Raw genomic sequence first — 23,492 nt, 5'->3', positions numbered from 1 at the left:
AGTCCAACGTCATACCGGCACTCCCGCGGCACTGCGACCACTGAAACGCCGCGCCAGCCGATCGAAATACAAGTAGATCACCGGCGTAGTGAACAGCGTCAGCACCTGGCTGACCAACAGGCCTCCCACCATCACCAGGCCCAGTGGCTGACGCAGCTCTGCGCCGGAGCCCGTAGCCAGCATCAACGGCACAGCGCCGAACAGCGCCGCGAGGGTGGTCATCAAAATGGGCCGGAAACGCAATAACGCCGCTTCATAGATCGCCGTTTGTGGATCAACACCGCGGGTACGTTCAGCCTCCAGGGCGAAGTCGATCATCATGATCGCGTTCTTCTTGACGATACCGATCAGCAGGATGATGCCGATGATTGCAATCATCCCCAGGTCATGGCCACTGAGCAGCAAGGCCAGCAAGGCCCCGACCGCAGCAGACGGCAAGGTCGAGAGGATCGTCACCGGGTGGATGTAGCTCTCGTAGAGCACCCCCAACACGATGTACATGGTTACCACGGCAGCCAGGATCAACAACAAGGTACTCGACAGCGAGGCCTGGAACGCTTCGGCTGCACCCTGGAAGCGTGTCTGCACCCCGAGCGGCATGCCAATGTTCTGCTGCACCTGCTCAATCGCCTTGACCGCCTCGCCCAGCGCAACACCGGGCGCCAGGTTGAACGACATCATCACTGCCGGGAACTGGCCGATATGGGCAATTGCCAACTGCGCCTGACGCTGCTCGATACGTGCCAGGCTCGACAAGCGGACCTGCCCACCATCGGCGCTCTTGACGTAGACCTGCTCCAGCGCCTGTGGGCCAAGGGTGGCAGCGTCAGCAGCCTGCAAGACCACACGGTACTGGGTAGCCTGGGTGTAGATGGTGGAGATCTGGCGCTGCCCGAAGGCGTCATAGAGCGCGTTGGTGATGTCGGCAACGCTGATACCCAGGCGTCCGGTCGCATCGCGATCGATGATCAGGTACACCTGCAAGCCCTTGTCCTGCAGGTCGCTGGCAACATCAGTGAGTTCCGGCCGCAGGCGCAAGGCATCGACCAGCTTGCCGCTCCACTGCGCCAGCAACTCGGCGTCCGGCGATGACAGGCTGAACTGGTACTGCGTGCGGCTGACCCGGTCTTCGATGCTCAAGTCCTGCACCGGCTGCATGAACAGGCGCATACCGACCAGCTTGTCGACCTCTGGCTGCAGACGCTGGATCACCTGGGCCGCAGTCAGGTCACGTTCATTGTGCGGCTTGAGGTTGATCAACAAGCGGCCACTGTTCAGCGTTGCGTTGTCGCCATCAACCCCGATATACGACGAAAGGCTCTGCACCGCCGGGTCCTTGAGGATGATCGCCGACAAGGCTTGCTGACGCTCACTCATGGCGGCGAACGATACCGACTGCGGCGCCTCGGAAATCCCCTGGATAACCCCGGTGTCCTGCACCGGGAAGAACCCCTTCGGCACCATCAGGTACAACACGACGGTCAGGCCCAGGGTTGCCACCGCCACCAACAGGGTCAGCGGCTGGTGACGCAGCACCCACTGCAAACCCTGGCCATAATGACCAATCATCCAGTCGATCCAGGCGCCGCTAGCACGGTAGAAGCGGCTCTGCTCCTCTGCCTTGGGTTCACGCTTGAGCAGCCGCGCGCACATCATCGGCGTCAGTGTCAGCGAAACCACCAGGGAAATCAGGATGGCCACGGCCAGGGTAATGGCGAACTCACGGAACAGCCTGCCCACCACGTCGGCCATGAACAGCAGTGGGATCAATACCGCAATCAGGGAGAAGGTCAGCGACACCAGGGTAAAGCCGATCTGCCGGGCGCCCTTGAGCGCAGCCTGCAGCGGCGTTTCGCCTTCTTCGATATGCCGGGAGATGTTCTCCAGCATGACGATGGCATCGTCCACCACAAAGCCGGTGGCAATGGTCAGTGCCATCAGCGTCAGGTTGTTGATCGAGAAGCCCGCCAGGTACATCACCGCGAAGGTGCCGATCAATGACAGCGGCACGGTGATGGAGGGAATCAAGGTGGCGCTCAAGCGACGCAGGAAGACAAAGGTGACCATGACCACCAGGGCGATGGCGATCAACAGCTCATACTGTACGTCCTTGACCGAGGCCCGAATGGTCTGGGTACGGTCAGTGAGTATCACGACATCAAGGCCGGCTGGCAGGTTGTCGGTAATCGACGGCAGCAGGGTCTTGATCCGGTCGACCACCTCAATGACGTTGGCCCCCGGCTGGCGCTGAATATTGAGCAGCACTGCCTGGTTCTGGTTGGCCCAGGCCGCCAGACGCTCGTTCTCGGCACCGTCGACGATCTCGGCAACATCCTTGAGCCGCAGCGGCGCGCCGTTGTTGTAGGCCAGGATCAGGTTGGCGTATTCCTCGGGCGAACGCAGCTGGTCGTTGGCGTCGAGCATCGACACCCGGGTCGGGCCGTCAAAGTTGCCCTTGGGCTGGTTGACGTTGGACGCACCGATCAATGTACGCACATCGGCCAGGTTAAGCCCGGCCGCCGCCAGGGCATCGGGGTTGACCTTAATGCGTACCGCCTGGCGCTGGCCGCCGGCGATGCTGACCATCCCTACCCCGCTGATCTGCGCGATCTTCTGCGCGACCCGGGTATCGACCAGGTCATTGAGCTTGGGCAACAGCATGGTTTTCGAGGTGATGGCCAGGGTCAGCACAGGGGTATCGGCCGGGTTGACCTTGTTGTACACCGGTGGCGCCGGCAGGTCGCTGGGCAGCAGGTTGCTGGCAGCGTTGATCGCCGCCTGCACCTGTTGTTCGGCGACATCCATGTTCATGTCCAGGCTGAACCGCAGGGTCAGCACCGAAGCACCGCCCGAGCTGGTGGAGGCCATCTGGGTCAGCCCCGGCATTTGCCCGAACTGGCGCTCAAGCGGCGCGGTAACAGCGCTGGTCATCACCTGAGGGCTGGCACCGGGATAGAGCGTCATGACCCGAATGGTCGGGTAATCGACCTGCGGCAACGCCGCCACCGGCAGCAACCTGTAGGCGATAAGGCCCGCCAGCACGATGGCCAGCATGCTCAGTGTGGTCGCCACCGGGCGCAGGATGAACAGCCGCGAGAGGTTCATGCGCCCGCCTTACCCTTGGCACCCTGAGCACCCGGGCGCGCCGAGGCATCCTGCTGTTCCTGCCCTTGCAAGTGCTGGCCGGGGGTCGCAGGCACCTCGGAACTGTCATTGACCACATCCACATCACTGCCATCACGCAAACGGTCGGTGCCTTCCAGCACCACCCGCTCGCCCTTGGCCAGGCCCTCGATCACCACAGTGTGCTCACCATCGCTGGCACCGACCTTGAGTTTGCGGATGCGCACCTTCTTGTCGCCGTCCATCACATACACGAAGGAGCCCTCGGTACCGAACTGAATCGCTGCCGACGGGGCCAACACCACGTCTTTCAGCGTATCGGCCAGCAAGCGCACATTGACGAACTGGTTGGGGAACAACACTTCGTCCTGGTTCTCGAAGCGTGCCTTGAACTTCAGGGTACCGGTCGTGGTGTCGATCTGGTTGTCCAGGCTGCTCAGCACCCCGACGGCCTGCTGCTTGAGATCCCCCCGATCCCAGGCTTCCACCGCCAGCTTGGCGCCACTGCGATAACGCGCAAGCACCGTCGACAGTTCGGCCTCGGGCAAGGTAAAGGCGACGGTGATCGGCTGGGTTTGAGTGATGACCACCAGCGCCGTGGTGTCGTTGGCCGCTACCAGGTTGCCGACATCAAGCTGGCGCAGGCCCAGACGACCACCGATCGGCGCACGGATCTTGCTGAACTCCAGGTTCAGCCTGGCATCGCCAACGGCCGCCTGATTGGTCTTGATGGTGCCCTGATACTGCTCAACCAAGGCCGCCTGGGTATCGAGGGTCTGCTTGGCGATGCTGTCTTCAGCATAAAGGCCCTTGTAACGCTCCAGGTCGATCTGGGCATTTTTCAGTTGTGCCAGGTTCTGCGCCAGGGTGCCTTCTGCCTGTTGCAAGGCGATCTGGTAGCTGCGCGGATCGATCTCAGCCAGCAGATCACCGGCTTTCACCTTCTGCCCCTCCTGGAAGTTGACCTTTACCAACTCACCGGCCACGCGGCTGCGCACGTTCACCGTGTTGGTGGCCGTAACCGTGCCCAATGCCTTGAGGTACACCGGAAAGTCCGCCACGGTAGCAGACGCCACACGCACCGGCACCGGCCCACCAAAGGCCCCGAAGCCCGGTCGGCCGCCCTTTCCTGGCGCCATACTGGTGTTTTTTACCGGCGTCGAAGGCCACAGCCACCAACACAGGCCGACGACCAGCAACAGGATCAGCAGGCCAACGAGCCAGGGACGAGGGGAACGGGAAGCAGAAGCATGCATTGGGTGATCGACCATTGTGCGCAGGGATATCTTTTGAGAAGGCTGAACGATAAGCAGATGAGACCGTTAAGCAAAGCGCCTTTACCGGCAATTTACTTAGCGCTGACAGAGGCAAGATGCTGAACTATAAATAAAAACGGCCTGGACGAAGGCCAGGCCGTTACAAACGCTTGCAAATCCAGACGCCTTGATCGCCGGTATTACCGGCGATGGCGTCGGATTACTTCAACATTACTTCAACGCAGCCAGGGCGGCGTCGTAGTTTGGCTCTTCGGCGATTTCCTTGACCAACTCGCTGTGCAGCACCTTGTCGTTCTCGTCCAGAACCACTACGGCACGTGCCGTCAGGCCAACCAGTGGGCCGTCAGCAATGGCCACACCGTAGTTTTCGATGAACTCACGGCCGCGCAGGGTCGAGAGGTTCTTGACGTTTTCCAGGCCTTCGGCACCGCAGAAACGGGCCTGGGCAAACGGCAGGTCAGCCGAGATGCACAGCACAACGGTGTTGGCGAGATCGTTGGCCTTGGCATTGAAGGTGCGCACGGACGTGGCGCAGGTCGGGGTGTCGACACTTGGGAAAATGTTCAACACTTTGCGCTTGCCGGCGAAGTCTTTCAGCGACACATCAGCCAGGCCAGCGCCGACCAGGCTGAACGCAGGTGCCTGGGTACCAACCTGCGGCAGTTCACCGTTGACCTGAACCGGATTGCCTTTAAGAGTCACTTGAGCCATGAACGGAGTCCTTATGCGGGAGTTGAGTAAAGGACCAGAGTTAACCACGAAAGTGCCCCTTCACCTATGGGCAGACAAAAATTGTGGAGTTTTCAGACAATTCTTGTAGACAATCTGCAAGCTTAAACCCGGCCCTCGGCATACTGTTCGCCCAATTAGCGGGAGTGGTCAAGCGCCCTCAAACGCGCACCCTCCTGATAAAAGCAGGCATATCCATTCGCGATGTCGGGCCTGATACCCCGTTCCGCCTTTACGGCGTGTCACTTTTGTCGGGGCCGTGCTGAAGGGACAATTTGGCAGCGCCTGCAAGTTCAGCGCATCAAAAAGCAACGCCGAAAAGCCCAAAATCTTCGCAGGCAAGCAGAACAGCGAGCATCTGCTTGTCAGTGCGCGGAATGTCTGGCGCTACAGGGCGTCCCTTCAGTAGGCTGAGTGGAGCCGTCGCGTAGTGGGGTGCGAGGCAGGGATGCCTCGCAAGTGCTGATGGGCCATGGATGGCCCGTCGGCGCGTCCACGCGGGAGCGATGGCGTAAGAAAGGCACCCGAAGCGCAGCGTAGGGCCGGATGTCGGGACAGGGCGTTTTGCCCACTTTTGTGCCGTTCAAAAGTGGGTCGCCGTAAAAGGCGAAACCTGTCGGTGGTGCCACTGCAGGGAATGGATATGTTCGCGAAGGCGAGTGCCACCCACCACAAACACGCCCACCAAACCTGATGAAAGCAGGCATATCCATTCACGATGTCGGGCCTGATACCCCGCCGGGGCGGTGCTGAAGGGCCTTCCTGGCCCTCAGCACAAGGCATCAGCCCAGCAGCGAATACATCAGCGCCGAAATGGCCACCAGACCCACCGCGACCACAAACACGTTGGACAGCGCACCGCTGTACTGACGCATGGCAGGTACACGACGGATGGCGTACATCGGCATCAGGAACAGAATGGCTGCGATAACCGGCCCGCCAAGGGTTTCGATCATGCTGAGGATACTTGGATTACGCGTGGCAACGATCCAGCACACCACCAGCATGAACGCTGCGGTAACCCGGTCCAGCGCCTTGGCACCCGGGCGCCAGCCGCTTTTGACGATCATGCCCTTGAGGCCTTCGCTGGCACCGATGTAGTGACCCAGGAATGACTTGGAAATGGCCACGAAGGCAATCAGCGGCGCGGCAAACGCAATGGTCGGGTTACTGAAATGGTTGGCCAGGTACGACAGGATCGACAGGTTCTGCGCCTTGGCTTCGGCCAGTTGGGCTGGCGTCAGGGTCAATACGCAACTGAACACGAAGAACAGCACCATCACCACCATCAACAAGTGGGCACGGGCCAGGATCTGCCCGCTGCGCTGCTCAGCGTTCACACCGTAACGGCGTTTCTGGTCGACGGCGAAGGCCGAGATGATCGGTGAGTGGTTGAACGAAAACACCATCACCGGAATCGCCAGCCACAGGGTATGCAGAAACGCAGAGGCCGACGGAACTTCGCTGGCCGTCGTCAGGATGCCGCCACTCCAATGGGGAATGAGGAACACCGCCAGAAACGCCAGGGCGACGATAAACGGGTACACCAACAGGCTCATGGCTTTGACGGTGGCCTGTTCACCACACCGTACTACGGCCAACAAACCGAGGATCAGCACAAGGGACAGCACCGCACGCGGCGGCGGCGTAAGGTGCAACTGGTGCTCCATGAAGCTGCTTACGGTATTGGTCAAGGCCACGCTGTAGATCAGCAAGATCGGGAAGATCGCAAAGAAGTACAACAGTGTGATCAAGGCACCGGCCTTGAGCCCGAAGTGCTCCTCTACAACCTCGGTGATATCCGCGCCATCGCGACCTGACAACACGAAACGGGTCAGCCCACGGTGAGCAAAGAAGGTCATCGGAAATGCCAACAGCGCCAGGACCAACAGCGGCCAAAAACCGCCGAGACCCGCGTTGATCGGCAGAAACAAGGTGCCTGCGCCGATAGCCGTGCCGAACAGGCCCAGCATCCAGGTGGTGTCATGACGGGCCCAGTTGCCAAGGGCAACGGGGGTCGATTCAAAGCGCTGATCAACGCTTGGGGCCTGCTCGTTCATCCGGGTGCAACTCCACTCGCAAGACTACAACAGGGCCAGGAGCTGCGAAACAGACGCCTCATCGCTCCCAACCTATAGTAAGGGGGCGCGATTTTGCGCTGATTGGTTGCACTTGCAAAGTGCTACCAGAGGAACGGTTGCACTTGGTGCAACATCACCCAGGAAAACAACGTCAAACAGGTACTACCTCATCGCAGGCAGGCCAGCCCCCACACGGCTCGGTGAGCGCTGGGAGCAAGGCTTGCCTGCGAGGGTATTAGTGAAGTGCCAGCACAGGCGCGGCGTTACGCCTGACGCTGCACTGCAGCAAACGCCTTCGCCACCTGCTGCAGGTTGTCCGGGCGCAGGCCCGCCATGCAGACCCGACCGCTATCGATCAGGTACACACCAAATTCGTCACGCAGACGACGAACCTGCTCAACGCTGAAGCCGGTGTAGCTGAACATGCCACGCTGACGCAGGAAGAACTGGAAGTCCTGACCCGGCAACAGCGCGCCCAAGGCATCGACCAGCCCCTGGCGCATTTCAAGAATACGCAGGCGCATCTGTTCCACTTCGGCTTCCCACTGGGCATTCAGGCCCGCGTCGCCGAGCACGGCTGCGACCAGTTGGGCACCGAAGTTCGGTGGGCTGGAATAGTTGCGACGCACGGTGGCCTTGAGCTGGCCCAATACACTTTGTGCACTGGCCACGTCGTCGCAGACTATCGACAAGCCGCCTACGCGCTCGCCATACAGCGAGAAGATCTTCGAGAACGAATTGCTGACCAGGCAGGGTACGCCTGCACGGGCAACTTCACGGATGGCGTAGGCATCGTCTACCAGGCCTTCGCCAAAGCCCTGATAGGCAATGTCAAGGAACGGGATCAGGCTGCGCGCCTTGACCACTTCGATCACCTGCTGCCACTGCGCCTGGCTCAGGTCGACACCGGTAGGGTTATGGCAGCATGGGTGCAACAGCACAATGCTGTTGGCCGGCAGGGTCTGCAACGTCGCGAGCATGCCATCAAAATTCAGCCCGCGGCTCTGCTGATCAAAGTACGGGTAGGTGTTGACCTTGAAACCTGCACCTTCAAAGATTGCGCGGTGGTTGTCCCAGGTCGGATCACTGACCCAGACCTGCGACTCCGGGAAGTAACGCTTGAGGAAGTCAGCCCCTACTTTCAATGCCCCCGAACCGCCAACGGTCTGCACGGTAGCCACACGTCCACCCTCTACCGCAGGATGACCGGCGCCGAACAGCAGGGTCTGGATAGCCTGGCGATAGCTGCCCAGGCCTTCCATCGGCAGATACAGCGACGCCTGGTGAGGCTGGCCGGCCAGGCGTTTTTCCGCCTCGGCCACAGCGCCCAGTTGCGGTACCACACCGGCAGCATCGTAATACAGACCGATACTCAGGTTGACCTTGTCGGCACGAGGGTCGGCCTTGAAGGTCTCCATCAGCGAGAGAATCGGGTCACCGGCATAGGCATCAACATGTTTGAACACAGCGTGCAGCTCCTTGGGTCAGGACAGTTCGGACTAACAGCTGTCGCGAGGATACCTGTACTGAACGCCAAGGAACATGTCTTCGCGTGCAACTCGTCAGTGCAGCACTGCACGGCCCCGCATCGCCGTCATCGGCTCATTGCTCTCCCGCAAGGGCTCGCAACTGCTCCAGCTCCTGCACCGTCAGGGTCACGCCCTGCTGCGCCGACAACTCGCGCTCGCGATAACGCCGCTCACCCGGCATACGTTTCAAGCCCACCTCATGCATCTGGTTCACCAACTCGCGGCTGCGCTCGGCAAAGCGATTACCCACTGATTTGGCAGGGTCGATGACAATGATCAATTGCCCGGTCCAGGGTGTCTTCGCACCGGGGTGCTGCGACCAGTCGAACTCGAACGAGAAGTGACCGCCCGTTAACGCTGCTGCCAGCAACTCGACCATCATCGACAACGCCGAACCCTTGTGCCCACCAAAAGGCAGCAGCGCCCCACCCTCCAGAATCGCCTTGGGATCACAGGTCGGCTGACCCTGGCTGTCCACCCCCATACCCTCCGGCAATTGCTCTCCCTTGCGTGCAGCAATCTGCACGTCGCCGTGAGCCATGGCGCTGGTGGCCATATCAAAGACAATGGGGTCGCTGCCCGCGCAAGGTGCAGCGAAGGCGATCGGATTGGTACCAAACAACGGCCGCTGCGCACCATGAGGGACCACGCAGGTCATGCTGTTGACCACGCTCAGGGCAACCAACCCCTCTTCGGCGAACGGCTCTACGTCTGGCCAGAGGGCCGCAAAGTGGTGCGAATTGTGAATGGCCAGCACCGCCACACCGGCACTGCGCGCCTTTTCCACCAGCAACCCACGGGCTGCGGCCAGTGCAGGCTGAGCAAAACCACCCCTGGCATCAACCCGGACATAGCCAGAGGCGACATCTTCGACGCCTGGCTGCGCCTTGCCGTCTACCCAGCCACTGGCCAAGGTCGATACATACCCAGGAATACGAAAAACACCGTGGCTGTGGGCGCCGTCACGCTGAGCGCTGGCGCAGTTGTACGCCAGCGCGTCGGCAACGGCCTCACTGGTACCGTGACGAACGAATATCCGATGCAGCAAAGCCTGCAGTTCGGCAAAGGCAAGGTGCGCGACTGCAGTATCAGGACGTGCGGACATCTGAAGCTCCCTTGTTGGAATTGGACTGGGCTACAGCGATGAGCAGGCTGGAAACTCTCGCGCAGTGACAGCTATCTGTCAAATGTTGACTTGATGACAGAAAACATTCATTTTCTTCGTCAAGCGCAACCGCCGTGAGAGTCGTCCGTGAGCCAACCGATCAAACAACGCCTGGAAAGCAGCCTGCAGAACGCCTCGGCGTCTGGGCGCAAGATCGCCACTTACATGCTGGGCAACCTGCATGAACTGCCTTTCCAGACCGCTGCCAGCATCGCCGACAAACTTGGCATCAGCGAGTCCAGTGTCGGCCGTTTCTGCCGCGCACTGGGCTATGAACACTTCAAGGCGCTCAAACACGACCTCAAGAATGACCTGGGCGATGGCCCCTGGCTGGTTGGTGATCGCCTGCAAGAATTCCGCCAACAACGGCGCGAGTCTGAAGAAGGTGCCTCTCGCAGCTTTGAACTGGAAGTCGCAGCCTTGGTGCGGGTGCATGAATACAGCCACACCGCGCTTTGGCACAGCGTCGCCCAACGCCTCTCTGAACGACGGAAGATATTCGTCGCCGGCTTTCAGACCGAGCGCGGCATCGCCCTGTGCATGGTGCACCTGCTGCAATACCTGCGTGATGGCGTGCACGCCGTCGATGGCAGCGCCGGGCACTTTGGCGACGTGCTGCTCAGCCAGCCGGACGACTGTGCCCTGGTGGTGTTCGAGGCGCGCCGCTACTCACGCCATGCCCTGAACCTGTGTCGCAAGGCGCAGGAAGCGGGCATCCCGGTAACACTGGTTACCGACACCTTCTGCGACTGGGCCGATGCCCACGCCGACGAAGTCTTTCGTATACCCACCGATTTCAATCTGTTCTGGGAGTCCACCGCGACGATGCTGTCGTGGGTACACCTGATGGTCAACGAGGTCTGCAAGAAACTCGGACCGGATGTTGAAAAACGCTTGGAAGCCACTGCCGCTCTACACAACGAATTCGTTGGCTACACGTCAACGAACAAACAATAGCCAGAGTGCAAAATACCAATCGAGGTACATGATGAAACGAGTCGTCCACCTTGCAAGCGCTTGCGTACTGATGCTCGCCGGAATCGGCGCAGCCCAGGCAGAAACCTTGAAAATCGCCACCGAAGGCGCTTACCCCCCTTTCAACTACGTCGACTCGGATAACAAGCTGCACGGCTTCGACGTCGATATCGCCAACGCCCTGTGCGAACGCATGCAGGTGCAATGCACCCTGGTCGCCCAGGACTGGGAAGGGATCATTCCGGCACTGATGGCCAAGAAATACGATGCTGTGGTCGCGTCGATGATCAACACCGAAGAGCGCCGCAAGAAGATCGCCTTCACCAACCACTACTACAAGACCCCCCTTTCGGTCGCCGTGGCCAAGGACAGCAAGATCACCGACGCACAGACCGACTTCAAGGGCTACACCGTGGGCGCGCAATCGTCCTCGACCCAGGCCATCTATGCCGAAGACGTCTATGGCAAGGCCGGCGCCGAGGTCAAGCTCTACCCTACCCTTGATGAAGCCAACGCCGACCTCGCCGCAGGCCGCCTGGATGGCGTGATTGCCGACAAGTTTCCGCTGATCGAGTGGCTGAACAAGTCCGGCAAGGACTGCTGCAAGTTCATTGGCGATGTCAAAGGCACCACCGCCGATGCCTCGATCGCCGTTCGCAAGGACGACGACGCCCTGCGCGAACGCCTGAACAAGGCGCTGGACGAGATCGTCGCCGACGGCACCTACCAGAAGATCTCCAGCCGCTACTTCGACTTCGATATCTACCAATAAGCCCCACATCCCTGCAGGAGCCGGCCTTGCCGGCGATAGGCGCCAGGCCTAAATCGCGGTGACAACGCGCCGATGCCATACCGGCTCCTGCACGGTCAAAAAAGAGGGTTCGAGCATGATCGAACAACTGTCACTGCTGTCGTTTGCCAGCGGCGGCTGGGGCCAGGCATTGCTGGCCGGCGCCGTAGTCACCATCAGCCTGGCCCTGGCCTGCCTGCCCATTGGCTTGCCCCTGGGGCTGGGTGTCGCCCTCGCCGCCCGCTCGCCAAAGCGCTTCCCGAAGGCTGCAGCTACCGTCTTCTCCACCGTGTTCCGTGGCCTGCCAGAGCTGCTGACCCTGCTGATCATCTATTACGGCTGCCAGATAGCAGCACAGAAAATCCTCGCCGCCATGGGTTATGAAGGTGAAGTGCTGATCAACACCTTCCTGGCCGCGATGATCGCCTTCAGCTTCGTCTTCGCCGCCTTTTCCAGTGAGATCTGGCTGGCAGCGTTCAAGACCGTGCCCAAGGGCCAATACGAAGCATCGGCGGCGCTGGGCCTGAGCAAGACCACAACCTTTCGCAAAGTGGTGTTTCCGCAACTGGTACGTATTGCCTTGCCCGGCCTGTCGAACAACTGGCTGTCACTGCTCAAGGACACGTCGCTGGTTTCGACCATCTCCCTGGTGGACCTGATGCGCCAGACCAACCTGGCGGTCAGCGTTACCAAGGAGCCCATGTTTTTCTATGCCGTCGCCTGTTTTGGCTACCTGCTGTTTTCGGCCCTGTCAGGACGCGCCTTTAGCGTTATCGAGCGGTATTTCAGTCGCCACCTGCGGAGCGCACGCCCATGACTTTCGATGATCTGCTAAGGCTGTTCCTCGATCCCGAACTGCTGGAGCGCTACGGCCCGCGCTTTGTCGATGGCCTGCTGGTAACCGCCAAACTGGTGGCAATCTCGTTCACCCTCGGCGCAATCCTCGGCCTGCTGCTGGCCCTGGCGCGGCTGTCGAACAACCTGGTCGTGCAGCGCCTGAGTGCCGGCTATATCTACTTTTTCCGCGGTTCGCCACTGCTGGCCCAACTGTTCATGCTGTATTACGGCCTGAGTTCCTTCAAGGGCTTCTGGCAGGACGTCGGGCTCTGGTGGTTTTTCCGCGAGGCGTGGTACTGCACCCTGCTGGCGTTCACCCTGAACACCGCCGCCTACCAGGCCGAGATCTTCCGCGGCAGCCTGATGGCGGTCGCTCCCGGGCAGTATGAAGCCGCCAAGGCGCTGAGCCTGAAGCGCTCGACCACCTTCTTCAAGGTCATCCTGCCCCAGTCACTGATTGTCGCCGTTGGCCCACTGGGCAACGAATTGATCCTGATGATCAAGGCCAGCGCCATTGCTTCGCTGGTGACCATCTATGACCTGATGGGTATCACCAAACTGGCCTTCTCGCGCAGTTTCGACTTCCAGATCTACCTCTGGGCTGCAGTGCTCTACCTGCTGATCGTCGAGATCGTGCGACGCAGCCTCAAACACATCGAAGGCCGTCTGGGCCGTCACCTGCGCTAAACCGTGCAGCCTTTCGAGGACCGTTCCATGCAATGCCAAACCATCGTTCTGGGCGCCGGTATCGTCGGCGTCAGCACCGCCCTGCACCTGCAAGCCCGTGGGCGCAAGGTGATTCTGATCGACCGCGCCGAGCCCGGCAGCGGCACCAGCCACGGCAACGCCGGGCTGATCGAGCGCTCCAGCGTGATCCCCTACGCCTTCCCCCGCGAGCTTTCCCGCCTGCTGCGCTACAGCCTGAATCGCCAACCCGATGTGCGCTACAGCCTGCGCTACCTGCCCAAGGCTGGCCCCTGGCTGCTCAAGTACTGGCAGAACTCCTCGCCTGCCGGTGTCGCCGTAGCCACCCGCGCCATGCTGCCACTGGTGGAACGCTGCGTAGAGGAGCACGACGCTCTGATCGAAGCTGCCGAACTCGGCGACCTGATCAAGGCCAAGGGCTGGATCGAGGTGTACCGCAATGCCGAGGCCTTTGCCACTGCACAGGATGAGGCCCACGCGCTCAAGCCCTACGGCCTGCGCTATGAGATCCTCGACCGCCAACAACTGCACGCCCGCGAAGTCGATCTCAGCGAAAACGTCGTTGGCGGCATCCACTGGCTAGACCCCAAAACAGTCAGCGACCCAGGTGGCCTGACGCGCGGCTATGCCGCACTGTTCGTCAAACGCGGTGGCCAGTTCATTCATGGCGACGCCCGCACCCTGCGCCAGGTGGCCGGCGATTGGCAGGTCGACAGCCGCCAGGGGCCGATCACCGCAGCTGAGGTCGTCATCGCCCTTGGCCCGCAAGCCGCCGATCTGTTCAAGCCGCTGGGCTACAGCATTCCGCTGGAGATCAAGCGGGGTTACCACGCCCATTATCGCCCCCGCGCTGGTGCCGAGCTGACGCACTCGATCTGCGACGTACAGGGTGGCTTCGTACTGGCCCCCATGGTCAAGGGCATCCGCCTGACCACCGGCATCGAATTTGCCGCCAGCGACGCGCCGGCCAATCAAATCCAGCTGGAACGCTGCGAGGCCATCGCACGCAAGCTCTTCCCTCTCGGCGAGCGCATCGAAGCCGAGCCCTGGCTGGGGCGCCGTCCATGCCTGCCGGACATGCGCCCGGTCATTGGCCCGGCACCGCGTCACAAAGGCCTGTGGTTCAACTTCGGGCATGCTCACCACGGCCTGACCCTGGGCCCGGTCAGCGGCCGCTTGCTGGCGGAAATGATCACCGGTGCCAAGCCTTTCACCGACCCTGCGCCCTACAGTGCACAGCGCTTCAACTGACTTCGGGAGAACAATAACAATGCCTAGCCCCCTGAGCCTTGCCTCTGCCCAACCCATCGCCCAGCCCGACCCACGCAACGTCGTGGTGAAGATTGAAGGCCTGAACAAGTACTACGGCGCCTACCATGTACTGCGCGATATCGACCTGCAGGTACGCGAAGGCGAGCGCATCGTCCTCTGCGGGCCTTCAGGCTCGGGCAAGTCGACACTGATCCGCTGCATTAATCGCCTGGAGATCGCTGAAAAGGGCACGATTCGGGTCAATGACACCGACCTTGCCGAAAACACCCGCCAAGCCGCTCAAGTACGCAGCGAGATCGGCATGGTGTTCCAGCATTTCAACCTGTTCCCGCACATGAGCGTGCTCGACAACTGCACCCTGGCGCCCATGAGCGTGCGTGGCCTGTCACGCCAGGAAGCCGAGGAGCGCGCACGTTTCTACTTGAACAAGGTCGGCATCGAAAGCCAGGCAGGCAAGTACCCCAGCCAGCTCTCTGGCGGGCAACAACAGCGGGTGGCGATTGCACGGGCACTGTGCATGAAACCGAAAATCATGTTGTTCGACGAGCCCACCTCGGCACTCGACCCGGAAATGGTCGCCGAAGTACTGGACGTGCTAGTAAGGCTGGCCGACACCGGCATGACCATGCTGTGCGTTACCCACGAGATGGGGTTCGCCCGCCAGGTGGCAGAGCGCGTACTGTTCCTGGATGGTGGCCAGATCATCGAGGACAGCCCGCCTGAGGCGTTTTTCAACAACCCTCAAAGCGCACGGGCCAAAGGCTTCCTTGCGCAGATCCTGCACTGAGCCAAGGGCCTTGCGCGATCCTGTCTCGCCAAGGCCCATACTCCCGCAGCGCGCGCCAAAAACGTTAAATATAATGAACTACAAAAATCAAAAATTACCTCTATATTTCAAACACTTAGCAAGCTTAACGGCAAAATTAGTAGCTTACTAAGCAATAATTTTACACAAAGCTGTTTGACATATTTAACGGCGCTGGCAAGCTATGTAACAGGTTTCGACTGGAAACAGGCCATTGCGTGCCTTCCGGCAGTGCTCGAAACCTCAGGTAGCATCAGGCTGGATCGATGCGCCTGCACAACAATGACAGGCTGCGCCTGTCCAAAGGTGACATATGCCCAACAGCAACATTGGCAATAAGAATCAGACCCTCCGCAAGCCCGTCGTCCTGATGACCATGGGTGCCCAGGAGCGCAAGGGCCACGACTACCAGGTCATGACCCACAAGTACATCGTTCCACTGGTCGAACTGGCAGGTTGCGTACCGGTTCTGGTACCGACCTGCTGCGGTGCCGACGACCTTGAGCAATACCTGAACATGGCCGACGGTGTTTACCTGACCGGTGCGGGCAGCAACATCGACCCAAGCCTTTACGGCCAGGAAAACCACACCCCAGGCAAAGCCCAGGACAAGGCTCGCGACCTGTTCGACATCCCGTTGGTGCATGCCGCAATTGCGCGTGGCCTGCCAATCTTCGGTATCTGCCGCGGCATGCAGGAAATCAACGTCGCGCTGGGTGGCGATATCTATCAGAAGGTCTACGCCGAACCAGGCTTCAACGACCATCGGGAAAACCCGGAAGACCCAGTGGACATCCAGTACCAGGCTGTACACGGCGTACGCCTTGCACCGAACAGCTGGTTGCGTGAACTGTTGCAGACCGATGAAATTCGCGTCAACTCGCTGCATGGCCAGGGCTTGAAAACCCTCGGCAAAGGCCTTGAGCCTATCGCCCACGCCGAAGACGGCCTGGTCGAAGCCGTCCATGCACCCAGCCTGTCGCCGTTCCTCTTCGCCGTGCAGTGGCACCCGGAGTGGCAAGCTGCGAAAAACCCGGACTCGGTCAAGATGTTCCAGGCCTTCGGCGATGCCTGCCGCCAACGCGTGCGTCTTGCACTAAAAAAGCCTGAAATCGCAGCCTGAGTGCTGCGATGCATCGCCAGCAAGGCCAACTCACACTGAGAGCCAACCTTGCTGGCGATACAGGGGCGACCATCATTTGTTGCGAATGACACGCCTACCCTTCTTTTCCGACTGATCGACTGCGCTAACGCGCAAAGGCGCTGGCAGCGCCAGGCCTTTGTCAATCTGTCGCAAACACCCTAGTAGTAGGCGTTCTCTTTCTGAGAGTGGTCGGTGACGTCACGTACGCCCTTGAGCTCGGGAATACGCTCAAGCAGGGTACGTTCGATGCCTTCTTTCAAGGTCACGTCAGCCTGGCCGCAGCCCTGGCAACCACCGCCGAACTGCAGTACGGCAATGCCGTCATCAACCACCTCAATCAAACTGACCTGACCGCCATGGCTGGCCAGCCCCGGGTTGATCTCGGTTTGCAGGTAATAGTTGATACGCTCGTTGATAGGGCTGTCGGCATTGACCATCGGAACCTTGGCGTTCGGCGCCTTGATGGTCAGTTGACCACCCATGCGGTCAGTCGCGTAGTCGACCAAGGCATCCTCAAGGAAAGGCTCGCTGACCGCATCGATCCAGGCGGTGAAGCTCTTCAGGCCCAGGGCGGTATCTTCGGCCTTCTCTTCGCCCGGCTTGCAGTAGGCGATGCAGGTCTCGGCGTACTGGGTGCCCGGCTGGGTGATGAAAATGCGTATGCCGATGCCTGGGGTGTTCTGCTTGGACAGCAGGTCAGCCAGGTAATCATGCGCAGCATCGGTAATCGTTATGGCACTCATTGAAGTGGTTTCCTCACAGACTTGGCGGCAGTTTACGCCAACCTGACGCGCGAACAAAGTCCCAGTATTTTTGTCGGGAAACAACAGCCGCTTCGGGCGTCCTGAGCAGAAAGCCCAAACGCCGGAAGCGGCCTGATGAAGGGAGAATCGCCCTAGAGGTTTTCGTAGCGGTTCATATCCAGTACACCCGCTTCCACCGGCTCGGTTTCCTTGATGTAGGTGCTCAGGTCATGGAAATACTGCCAGAACTGCGGATGACTGCGGCGTACGCCCCAACGCATGACAATACGCTCGAATTTGGCGGTGTCGTCACGGGCCGCTTCCATGTCCTCGACAAACTCCGGTACATCCCGGGCCGGAATATTGAACATGAAGTTCGGGTAGCTGCTCATCACGCCGGGGTAGAGGGTCAAGGTATCCAACCCCAATTGGTACCGCGACTCCTCACCCAGCATGAAGGCAACGTTGCTGTGGGCGTGGTTGCGCAGCATGGAGTAGACCTGCCGCTTGCCGCCCTCGCCTTCTATACGCAGCATGGTCGCTTCCGGCAACTGGTTGATCACTTTCAGCCCTGCTGCAGGACGCGAAGCCAAGCGGCTCAGAGACTGTTCGACATCGCGGAACTCTTCAGTCATCTGTGGCCGTGAGCAGTAGGCGCCATGGCAGCGATTGATCGGGTCAGGAGCTGCGTTGAGGCTACCGGTCCGCTCGATCAGCTTGAGGCCAAAGTCACGTTTCGGGTCACGCTTGTCCAGCTTCAGGGCGCTCGGGGTGCTGGTATCGATCTCCTCGTAGTCCATCCACATTTTCACCTTGCCGCCGTTCTGGTACCAATCGCTGAGGATGGCACCACGCTTGTTGGCCGGCATCAGGCGCAGGAAGTTTACCTCGGCGCCATTGCGGATCAGATCGAAGTACAGCCGGGTCTGGGCCTGGTGCGACACGTTGCCGAACACATCGAAGTTCACCGCCAGCTGATAGTAGGTACGCTCGAACAGCGGATAATCGAACAGCCACAAGGTCAGCGGCACGTCACCAATGAGGCCCTTGTTGACCGAGGCGCTGTCAAAATGCCGGAAGATGGTCAGCAAGGCGTTGTCATTACCCGCCCATAGGCTTGACCAACTAGGCGCCGGCATGTCGGCATAGGCTTCCCGTCGCAGGCTTTCATACTCGTTGCGCTTGTCACGGTAGGTGTGCCAGAGGGTCAAGATGCTGCCAACATCGTCGATCTGCCCAGGCATTGCCAGCAATGGCGTGGCTTCAGCGCGATACTTGGCATCCGTCAGGTAGCGATCATGGGCCGGCTCCTGGAACAGCGCCCAGAAGTGGTCACGAATCACATCCGTGGCGATCTGCCCACGGCACACCGGGCCGCGAATGAAGGTGCGGACGAAATACTCGGCGTTATCCAGCATGAACTGATAGCGCGCTATCGCCGGGATTGCCTCAAACGTCTCGAACGGGTTGGCGCGGTGGCGTGGACCATAGCCCGGCAGTGCAGCCGCGTGCCAGTCGCCGCTGTAGAACAGCTGTTTGACACGCTTGAGCTTCTGCGGCCCCATCGGGTAGGTGATGTGGGTCTTGTGTACGATGACGCCCTGTACGGGCATCAACCGGTAGTAGAAGTCGGTGCCAGGCGGATCGTTGGGCCGACGCGTGGCAATCAGGTCAATGGGTTGGCCACTGGGTGTACGGGAACGTACCCATTGGAAGAAGTGCCCCGGCTCCCCGCCAACAAAGTAAATGTGTGCCAGAAACAGGTGTTCATACAGCCAACGGCCTACCAGCGCTTCGGTCGAACCCGGGCTGTTGAGCAGCGCTTCCCATTCCTGGATCTGTGCCGCCTCCTTGGCGCTGGGCTGGATCGGGTTGTGCTCAACTGGCGCGCCCGCCGCCAACCAACGCTGCAGGGTCTGGTACTGGGCATCGGTCAGGCCGGTGACCGCCAACGGCATGCCCTCACGGGGATGCGCCTTGGCATAGGCGTCGAACTCGCCGGGCAGCGGGCAGACATTTTCCCGGTTCAAGCCCAGCACGATGTCTTCAGGCAGCTTGGCGTTTGGCTTCAGCGGGGTTGAATGCCCCAGCTCCAGCATCCGCGCCATCAGCGCGGCCTGGCTGCCCTGGTTATCCAGCACCGAGTAGAAGCCCTTGCGCCGCCAGGCATCGACACTGTGGGCGTCGTAGAACAATCGGGTCGGGGGCACTGCAGTCGTGCGGTTGCCCTCGTAGACCGGCACCTTCGAAGCGCCGCGCTCGGCGCCTTCAGCACTTTCCAGCTTGAGCTGACAGGCGGCATCGTTGCAGGCATGGCAGGCAACGCATTTCTCAGTGAAGATGGGTTGAATGTCCCGGGTATAGGAAATAGCCGGGCTGGATTGAGGCGCTTGCCCCAACGCCATGCCACTGATCAGCAGCGCGACGGCGCCGGCAAGTAAACGATGCACCATGTGCCAATTGTCCTGGAAATTAAAAGCCTCACGATTCTACCGGTGGCAGCACCGTGCCAACATGAATGAAATTCATGCAAATTAGTGACACGTCTAAAAACCGCGCAGCTTTGTTATTATTCCGCAACTTTTGTCTTTGCCCGACCAGGTAGTCCTATGTCTGACCGCAGCGCTCGTTTCCAAGCACTTCAGAAAGCACTCAAAGAGCGCATCCTGATCCTCGATGGCGGCATGGGTACTATGATCCAAAGCTACCGTCTGGAGGAACACGACTATCGTGGCACGCGCTTCGCCGACTGGCCCAGCGACGTCAAGGGCAACAATGACCTGTTGCTGCTATCGCGCCCCGACGTCATCGCCGCAATCGAGAAAGCGTACCTGGATGCCGGTGCCGACATTCTGGAGACGAACACCTTCAACGCCACGCAGATCTCCCAGGCCGACTACGGCATGGAAGCGCTGGTGTATGAACTGAACGTCGAGGGCGCCCGCATTGCCCGCCAGGTGGCCGACGCCAAGACACTGGAAACCCCGGATCGCCCACGCTTCGTAGCCGGCGTGCTCGGCCCGACCAGCCGCACCTGCTCGATCTCCCCGGACGTCAACGATCCCGGCTACCGCAACGTCACGTTCGACGAACTGGTGACCAACTACATCGAGGCCACCCGTGGCCTGATCGAAGGCGGGGCCGACCTGATCCTGATCGAAACCATCTTCGACACTCTCAACGCCAAAGCGGCAATCTTCGCCGTGCAGCAGGTGTTCGAGGAAGACAATGTCGAATTGCCGATCATGATTTCCGGCACCATTACCGATGCCTCGGGCCGCACCCTGTCCGGGCAGACGACCGAAGCGTTCTGGAACTCGGTACGCCATGCCAAACCGATTTCGGTGGGCCTGAACTGCGCTCTGGGTGCCAAGGACCTGCGCCCGTACCTGGAAGAACTGTCGAGCAAGGCCGACACCCAGGTTTCTGCACACCCTAACGCCGGCCTGCCGAACGCGTTCGGCGAGTACGACGAAACCCCGGCGGAAATGGCCGCCGTCGTTGAAGAGTTCGCCGCCAGCGGCTTCCTGAACATTATCGGCGGCTGCTGTGGGACCACGCCTGCGCACATCCAGGCGATTGCCGAAGCAGTGACCAAGTACCCACCACGGGCTATTCCAGACATCCCCAAGGCCTGCCGACTGTCGGGCCTGGAACCGTTCACCATCGACCGCAACTCGCTGTTCGTCAACGTCGGTGAGCGCACCAACATCACCGGTTCCGCCAAGTTCGCCCGGCTGATCCGCGAAGAAAACTACACCGAAGCCCTGGAAGTCGCCCTGCAGCAGGTCGAAGCCGGCGCCCAGGTCATCGACATCAACATGGACGAAGGGATGCTCGACTCCCAGGCGGCCATGGTCAAGTTCCTCAACCTGATTGCCGGCGAGCCAGACATCTCCCGCGTACCGATCATGATCGACTCCTCCAAGTGGGAGGTGATCGAAGCGGGCCTGAAGTGCATTCAGGGCAAGGGCATCGTCAACTCGATCTCGATGAAGGAAGGCGTCGACGCTTTCAAGCATCACGCCAAGTTGTGCAAGCGCTATGGCGCTGCCGTGGTGGTGATGGCCTTCGACGAAGTCGGCCAGGCCGATACCGCCGCGCGCAAACGTGAAATCTGCCAACGCAGCTACGACATTCTGGTCAATGAAGTGGGCTTCCCGCCGGAAGACATCATTTTCGACCCGAACATCTTCGCCGTGGCCACCGGCATCGAGGAACACAACAACTACGCCGTGGACTTCATCGAAGCCTGCGCCTACATCCGCGACCACCTGCCCCATGCACTGTCCTCGGGCGGTGTGTCCAACGTGTCGTTCTCTTTCCGGGGCAACAACCCGGTCCGTGAAGCGATCCACTCGGTGTTTCTCTACCATGCGATCCAGAACGGCCTGACCATGGGTATCGTCAACGCCGGTCAGTTGGAGATCTACGATGAGATCCCCCCTGCCCTGCGCGAACGGGTCGAGGACGTGGTACTCAACCGTACCCCCGAAGGCACCGACGCCCTGCTGGCCATCGCCGATGACTACAAGGGTGGCGGCGCCACCAAGGAAGTCGAAAGCGAGGAATGGCGTTCACTGCCCGTCGGCAAGCGCCTGGAGCACGCCCTGGTCAAAGGCATCACTGCGTTTATCGTCGAGGACACCGAGGAATGCCGCCAACAGTGCGCACGTCCGATCGAGGTCATCGAAGGCCCGCTGATGAGCGGCATGAACGTGGTGGGTGACCTGTTTGGCGCCGGCAAGATGTTCCTGCCGCAAGTGGTCAAGTCGGCACGGGTGATGAAGCAGGCGGTGGCCCACCTGATTCCGTTCATCGAAGCCGAGAAAGGCGACAAGCCGGAAGCCAAGGGCAAGATCCTCATGGCCACGGTAAAAGGCGACGTGCATGACATCGGCAAGAACATCGTCGGCGTGGTGCTGGGCTGTAATGGCTACGACATCGTCGACCTCGGCGTGATGGTGCCGGCCGAAAAAATCCTGCAAGTGGCCCGCGAGCAGAAGTGCGACATCATCGGCCTGTCCGGGCTGATCACGCCGTCACTGGACGAAATGGTGCATGTCGCCCGCGAGATGCAGCGTCAGGACTTCCACCTGCCGCTGATGATCGGCGGCGCGACCACCTCCAAGGCGCACACCGCGGTCAAGATCGAGCCCAAGTACAGCAACGACGCCGTCGTATACGTCACTGACGCCTCGCGTGCCGTCGGCGTCGCCACGCAGCTGCTGTCCAAGGAGCTGAAAGCCGGCTTCGTCGAGCGGACCCGCCAGGAGTACGTCGAAGTACGTGAACGTACCGCCAACCGCAGCGCCCGCACCGAGCGCTTGAGCTACGCTCAGGCCATCGCGGCCAAGGCATCGTTCGACTGGGCTGGCTATCAGCCGGTCGTGCCGACTTTCACCGGCGCCAAGGTACTGGAAAACATCGACCTGAACGTACTGGCCGAGTACATCGACTGGACGCCGTTCTTCATCTCCTGGGACCTGGCGGGCAAGTTCCCGCGCATCCTCACCGACGAAGTCGTCGGCGAAGCGGCCACGGCGCTGTACGAAGACGCCCAACAGATGCTGCGCAAGCTGATCGATGAAAAACTGATCAGCGCCCGGGCAGTGTTCGGCTTCTGGCCGGCCAACCAGGTCAACCACGACGACATCGAAGTCTATGGACAGGATGGCCAGCCACTGGCCCTGCTGCACCATCTGCGCCAGCAGACCATCAAGACCGACGGCAAGCCCAACTTCTCCCTGGCCGACTTCGTGGCACCGAAAGAAAGCGGCGTGACCGACTATGTCGGTGGTTTCATCACCACCGCCGGCATTGGTGCCGAAGAAGTCGCCAAGGCCTATCAGGACAAAGGCGACGACTATAGCTCGATCATGGTCAAGGCACTCGCCGACCGCCTGGCCGAAGCCTGCGCCGAATGGCTGCACGAACAGGTGCGCAAGCAGTACTGGGGCTATGCCAAAGACGAGGAACTGAGTAACGAAGCGCTGATCAAGGAACAGTACCTGGGCATCCGTCCGGCCCCTGGCTACCCCGCCTGCCCGGACCACACTGAAAAAGGCACCCTGTTCCAACTGCTCGACGGTACCGAAATCGGCGAGCAAGGCCAGAGCGGCGTCACCCTGACCGAGCACTATGCAATGTTCCCGGCAGCAGCGGTCAGCGGCTGGTACTTCGCCCACCCACAGGCACAGTATTTCGCCGTGGGCAAGGTCGACAAGGATCAGGTGCAGAGCTATACGGCGCGCAAAGGCCAGGACCTGAGCGTCAGCGAGCGCTGGCTGGCACCCAACCTGGGGTACGACGCTTAA

The 23,492-nt window shown here is 60.5% G+C and carries 16 protein-coding genes; 8 read left to right on the top strand and 8 right to left on the bottom strand.

The genetic code is table 11. The annotated features are described in order from the left end of the window. Positions 1-9 precede the first annotated feature (9 nt). The 6 genes from EKA13_RS01990 to EKA13_RS01965 all read right to left on the bottom strand — a co-directional run bounded on the left by EKA13_RS01990 (position 10) and on the right by EKA13_RS01965 (position 9,844). Entirely contained in the window at positions 10-3,105 is a 3,096-nt protein-coding gene (locus EKA13_RS01990; protein WP_065757867.1) for an MdtB/MuxB family multidrug efflux RND transporter permease subunit, read from the bottom strand. After that, positions 3,102-4,394, bottom strand: coding sequence for an MdtA/MuxA family multidrug efflux RND transporter periplasmic adaptor subunit (locus tag EKA13_RS01985; protein WP_065757866.1), 1,293 nt, complete (start codon positions 4,392-4,394; stop codon positions 3,102-3,104). The genes EKA13_RS01990 and EKA13_RS01985 overlap by 4 nt, the downstream gene beginning before the upstream one ends. Positions 4,395-4,610: 216 nt before the next feature. Further along, complete coding sequence (tpx, locus tag EKA13_RS01980) at positions 4,611-5,111, bottom strand: thiol peroxidase (RefSeq protein ID WP_065757865.1); 501 nt, start codon at positions 5,109-5,111, stop codon at positions 4,611-4,613. Positions 5,112-5,911: 800 nt separating this feature from the next. Beyond that, entirely contained in the window at positions 5,912-7,189 is a 1,278-nt protein-coding gene (locus EKA13_RS01975; RefSeq protein ID WP_065757864.1) for a serine/threonine transporter, read from the bottom strand. 284 nt (positions 7,190-7,473) lie between these two features. Further along, complete coding sequence (locus EKA13_RS01970) at positions 7,474-8,676, bottom strand: amino acid aminotransferase (protein ID WP_065757863.1); 1,203 nt, start codon at positions 8,674-8,676, stop codon at positions 7,474-7,476. A gap of 136 nt (positions 8,677-8,812) precedes the next feature. After that, positions 8,813-9,844 (bottom strand): Ldh family oxidoreductase, encoded by a 1,032-nt coding sequence (locus EKA13_RS01965; RefSeq protein ID WP_065757862.1) that lies wholly within the window; start codon positions 9,842-9,844, stop codon positions 8,813-8,815. A gap of 147 nt (positions 9,845-9,991) precedes the next feature. On the opposite strand from EKA13_RS01965, the gene EKA13_RS01960 reads away from it, so the two are divergent. From EKA13_RS01960 to EKA13_RS01930, 7 genes are all read left to right on the top strand, one after another. Continuing rightward, positions 9,992-10,861: a MurR/RpiR family transcriptional regulator gene (locus tag EKA13_RS01960; protein WP_065757861.1), complete on the top strand. Its 870-nt coding sequence runs from the start codon at positions 9,992-9,994 to the stop codon at positions 10,859-10,861. A gap of 31 nt (positions 10,862-10,892) precedes the next feature. Continuing rightward, positions 10,893-11,651, top strand: a complete 759-nt coding sequence (locus EKA13_RS01955; protein WP_065757860.1) for a transporter substrate-binding domain-containing protein — start codon at positions 10,893-10,895, stop codon at positions 11,649-11,651. A 115-nt stretch (positions 11,652-11,766) separates the two neighbouring features. After that, positions 11,767-12,486, top strand: coding sequence for an ABC transporter permease (locus EKA13_RS01950; RefSeq protein WP_065757859.1), 720 nt, complete (start codon positions 11,767-11,769; stop codon positions 12,484-12,486). Then, positions 12,483-13,193, top strand: coding sequence for an ABC transporter permease (locus tag EKA13_RS01945; protein WP_065757858.1), 711 nt, complete (start codon positions 12,483-12,485; stop codon positions 13,191-13,193). The genes EKA13_RS01950 and EKA13_RS01945 overlap by 4 nt, the downstream gene beginning before the upstream one ends. A gap of 27 nt (positions 13,194-13,220) precedes the next feature. Then, the gene (locus EKA13_RS01940) at positions 13,221-14,462 is read left to right on the top strand and encodes an NAD(P)/FAD-dependent oxidoreductase (protein ID WP_065757857.1); all 1,242 of its coding nucleotides are present in this window, start codon (positions 13,221-13,223) and stop codon (positions 14,460-14,462) included. 19 nt (positions 14,463-14,481) lie between these two features. Further along, complete coding sequence (locus EKA13_RS01935; RefSeq protein WP_065757856.1) at positions 14,482-15,270, top strand: amino acid ABC transporter ATP-binding protein; 789 nt, start codon at positions 14,482-14,484, stop codon at positions 15,268-15,270. Between the two features lie 331 nt (positions 15,271-15,601). Continuing rightward, positions 15,602-16,411, top strand: a complete 810-nt coding sequence (locus EKA13_RS01930; RefSeq protein WP_065757855.1) for a gamma-glutamyl-gamma-aminobutyrate hydrolase family protein — start codon at positions 15,602-15,604, stop codon at positions 16,409-16,411. Positions 16,412-16,590: 179 nt separating this feature from the next. Here the strand turns inward: EKA13_RS01930 and nfuA are convergent, their stop codons facing one another. Beyond that, positions 16,591-17,175: a Fe-S biogenesis protein NfuA gene (gene nfuA, locus EKA13_RS01925; RefSeq protein WP_065757854.1), complete on the bottom strand. Its 585-nt coding sequence runs from the start codon at positions 17,173-17,175 to the stop codon at positions 16,591-16,593. Between the two features lie 152 nt (positions 17,176-17,327). Next, a complete protein-coding gene (locus EKA13_RS01920; protein WP_065757853.1) occupies positions 17,328-19,628 on the bottom strand; it encodes a fatty acid cis/trans isomerase in 2,301 nt (766 codons plus the stop codon). 156 nt (positions 19,629-19,784) lie between these two features. On the opposite strand from EKA13_RS01920, the gene metH reads away from it, so the two are divergent. Beyond that, complete coding sequence (gene metH, locus EKA13_RS01915; RefSeq protein ID WP_065757852.1) at positions 19,785-23,492, top strand: methionine synthase; 3,708 nt, start codon at positions 19,785-19,787, stop codon at positions 23,490-23,492.

Source organism: Pseudomonas defluvii (assembly GCF_001695625.1).
In the GTDB taxonomy this organism is placed as follows: Bacteria; Pseudomonadota; Gammaproteobacteria; order Pseudomonadales; family Pseudomonadaceae; genus Aquipseudomonas; species Aquipseudomonas defluvii.
The sequence above is the reverse complement of the archived record's forward strand: the minus strand, read 5'-3'. Positions and strand labels throughout refer to the sequence as shown.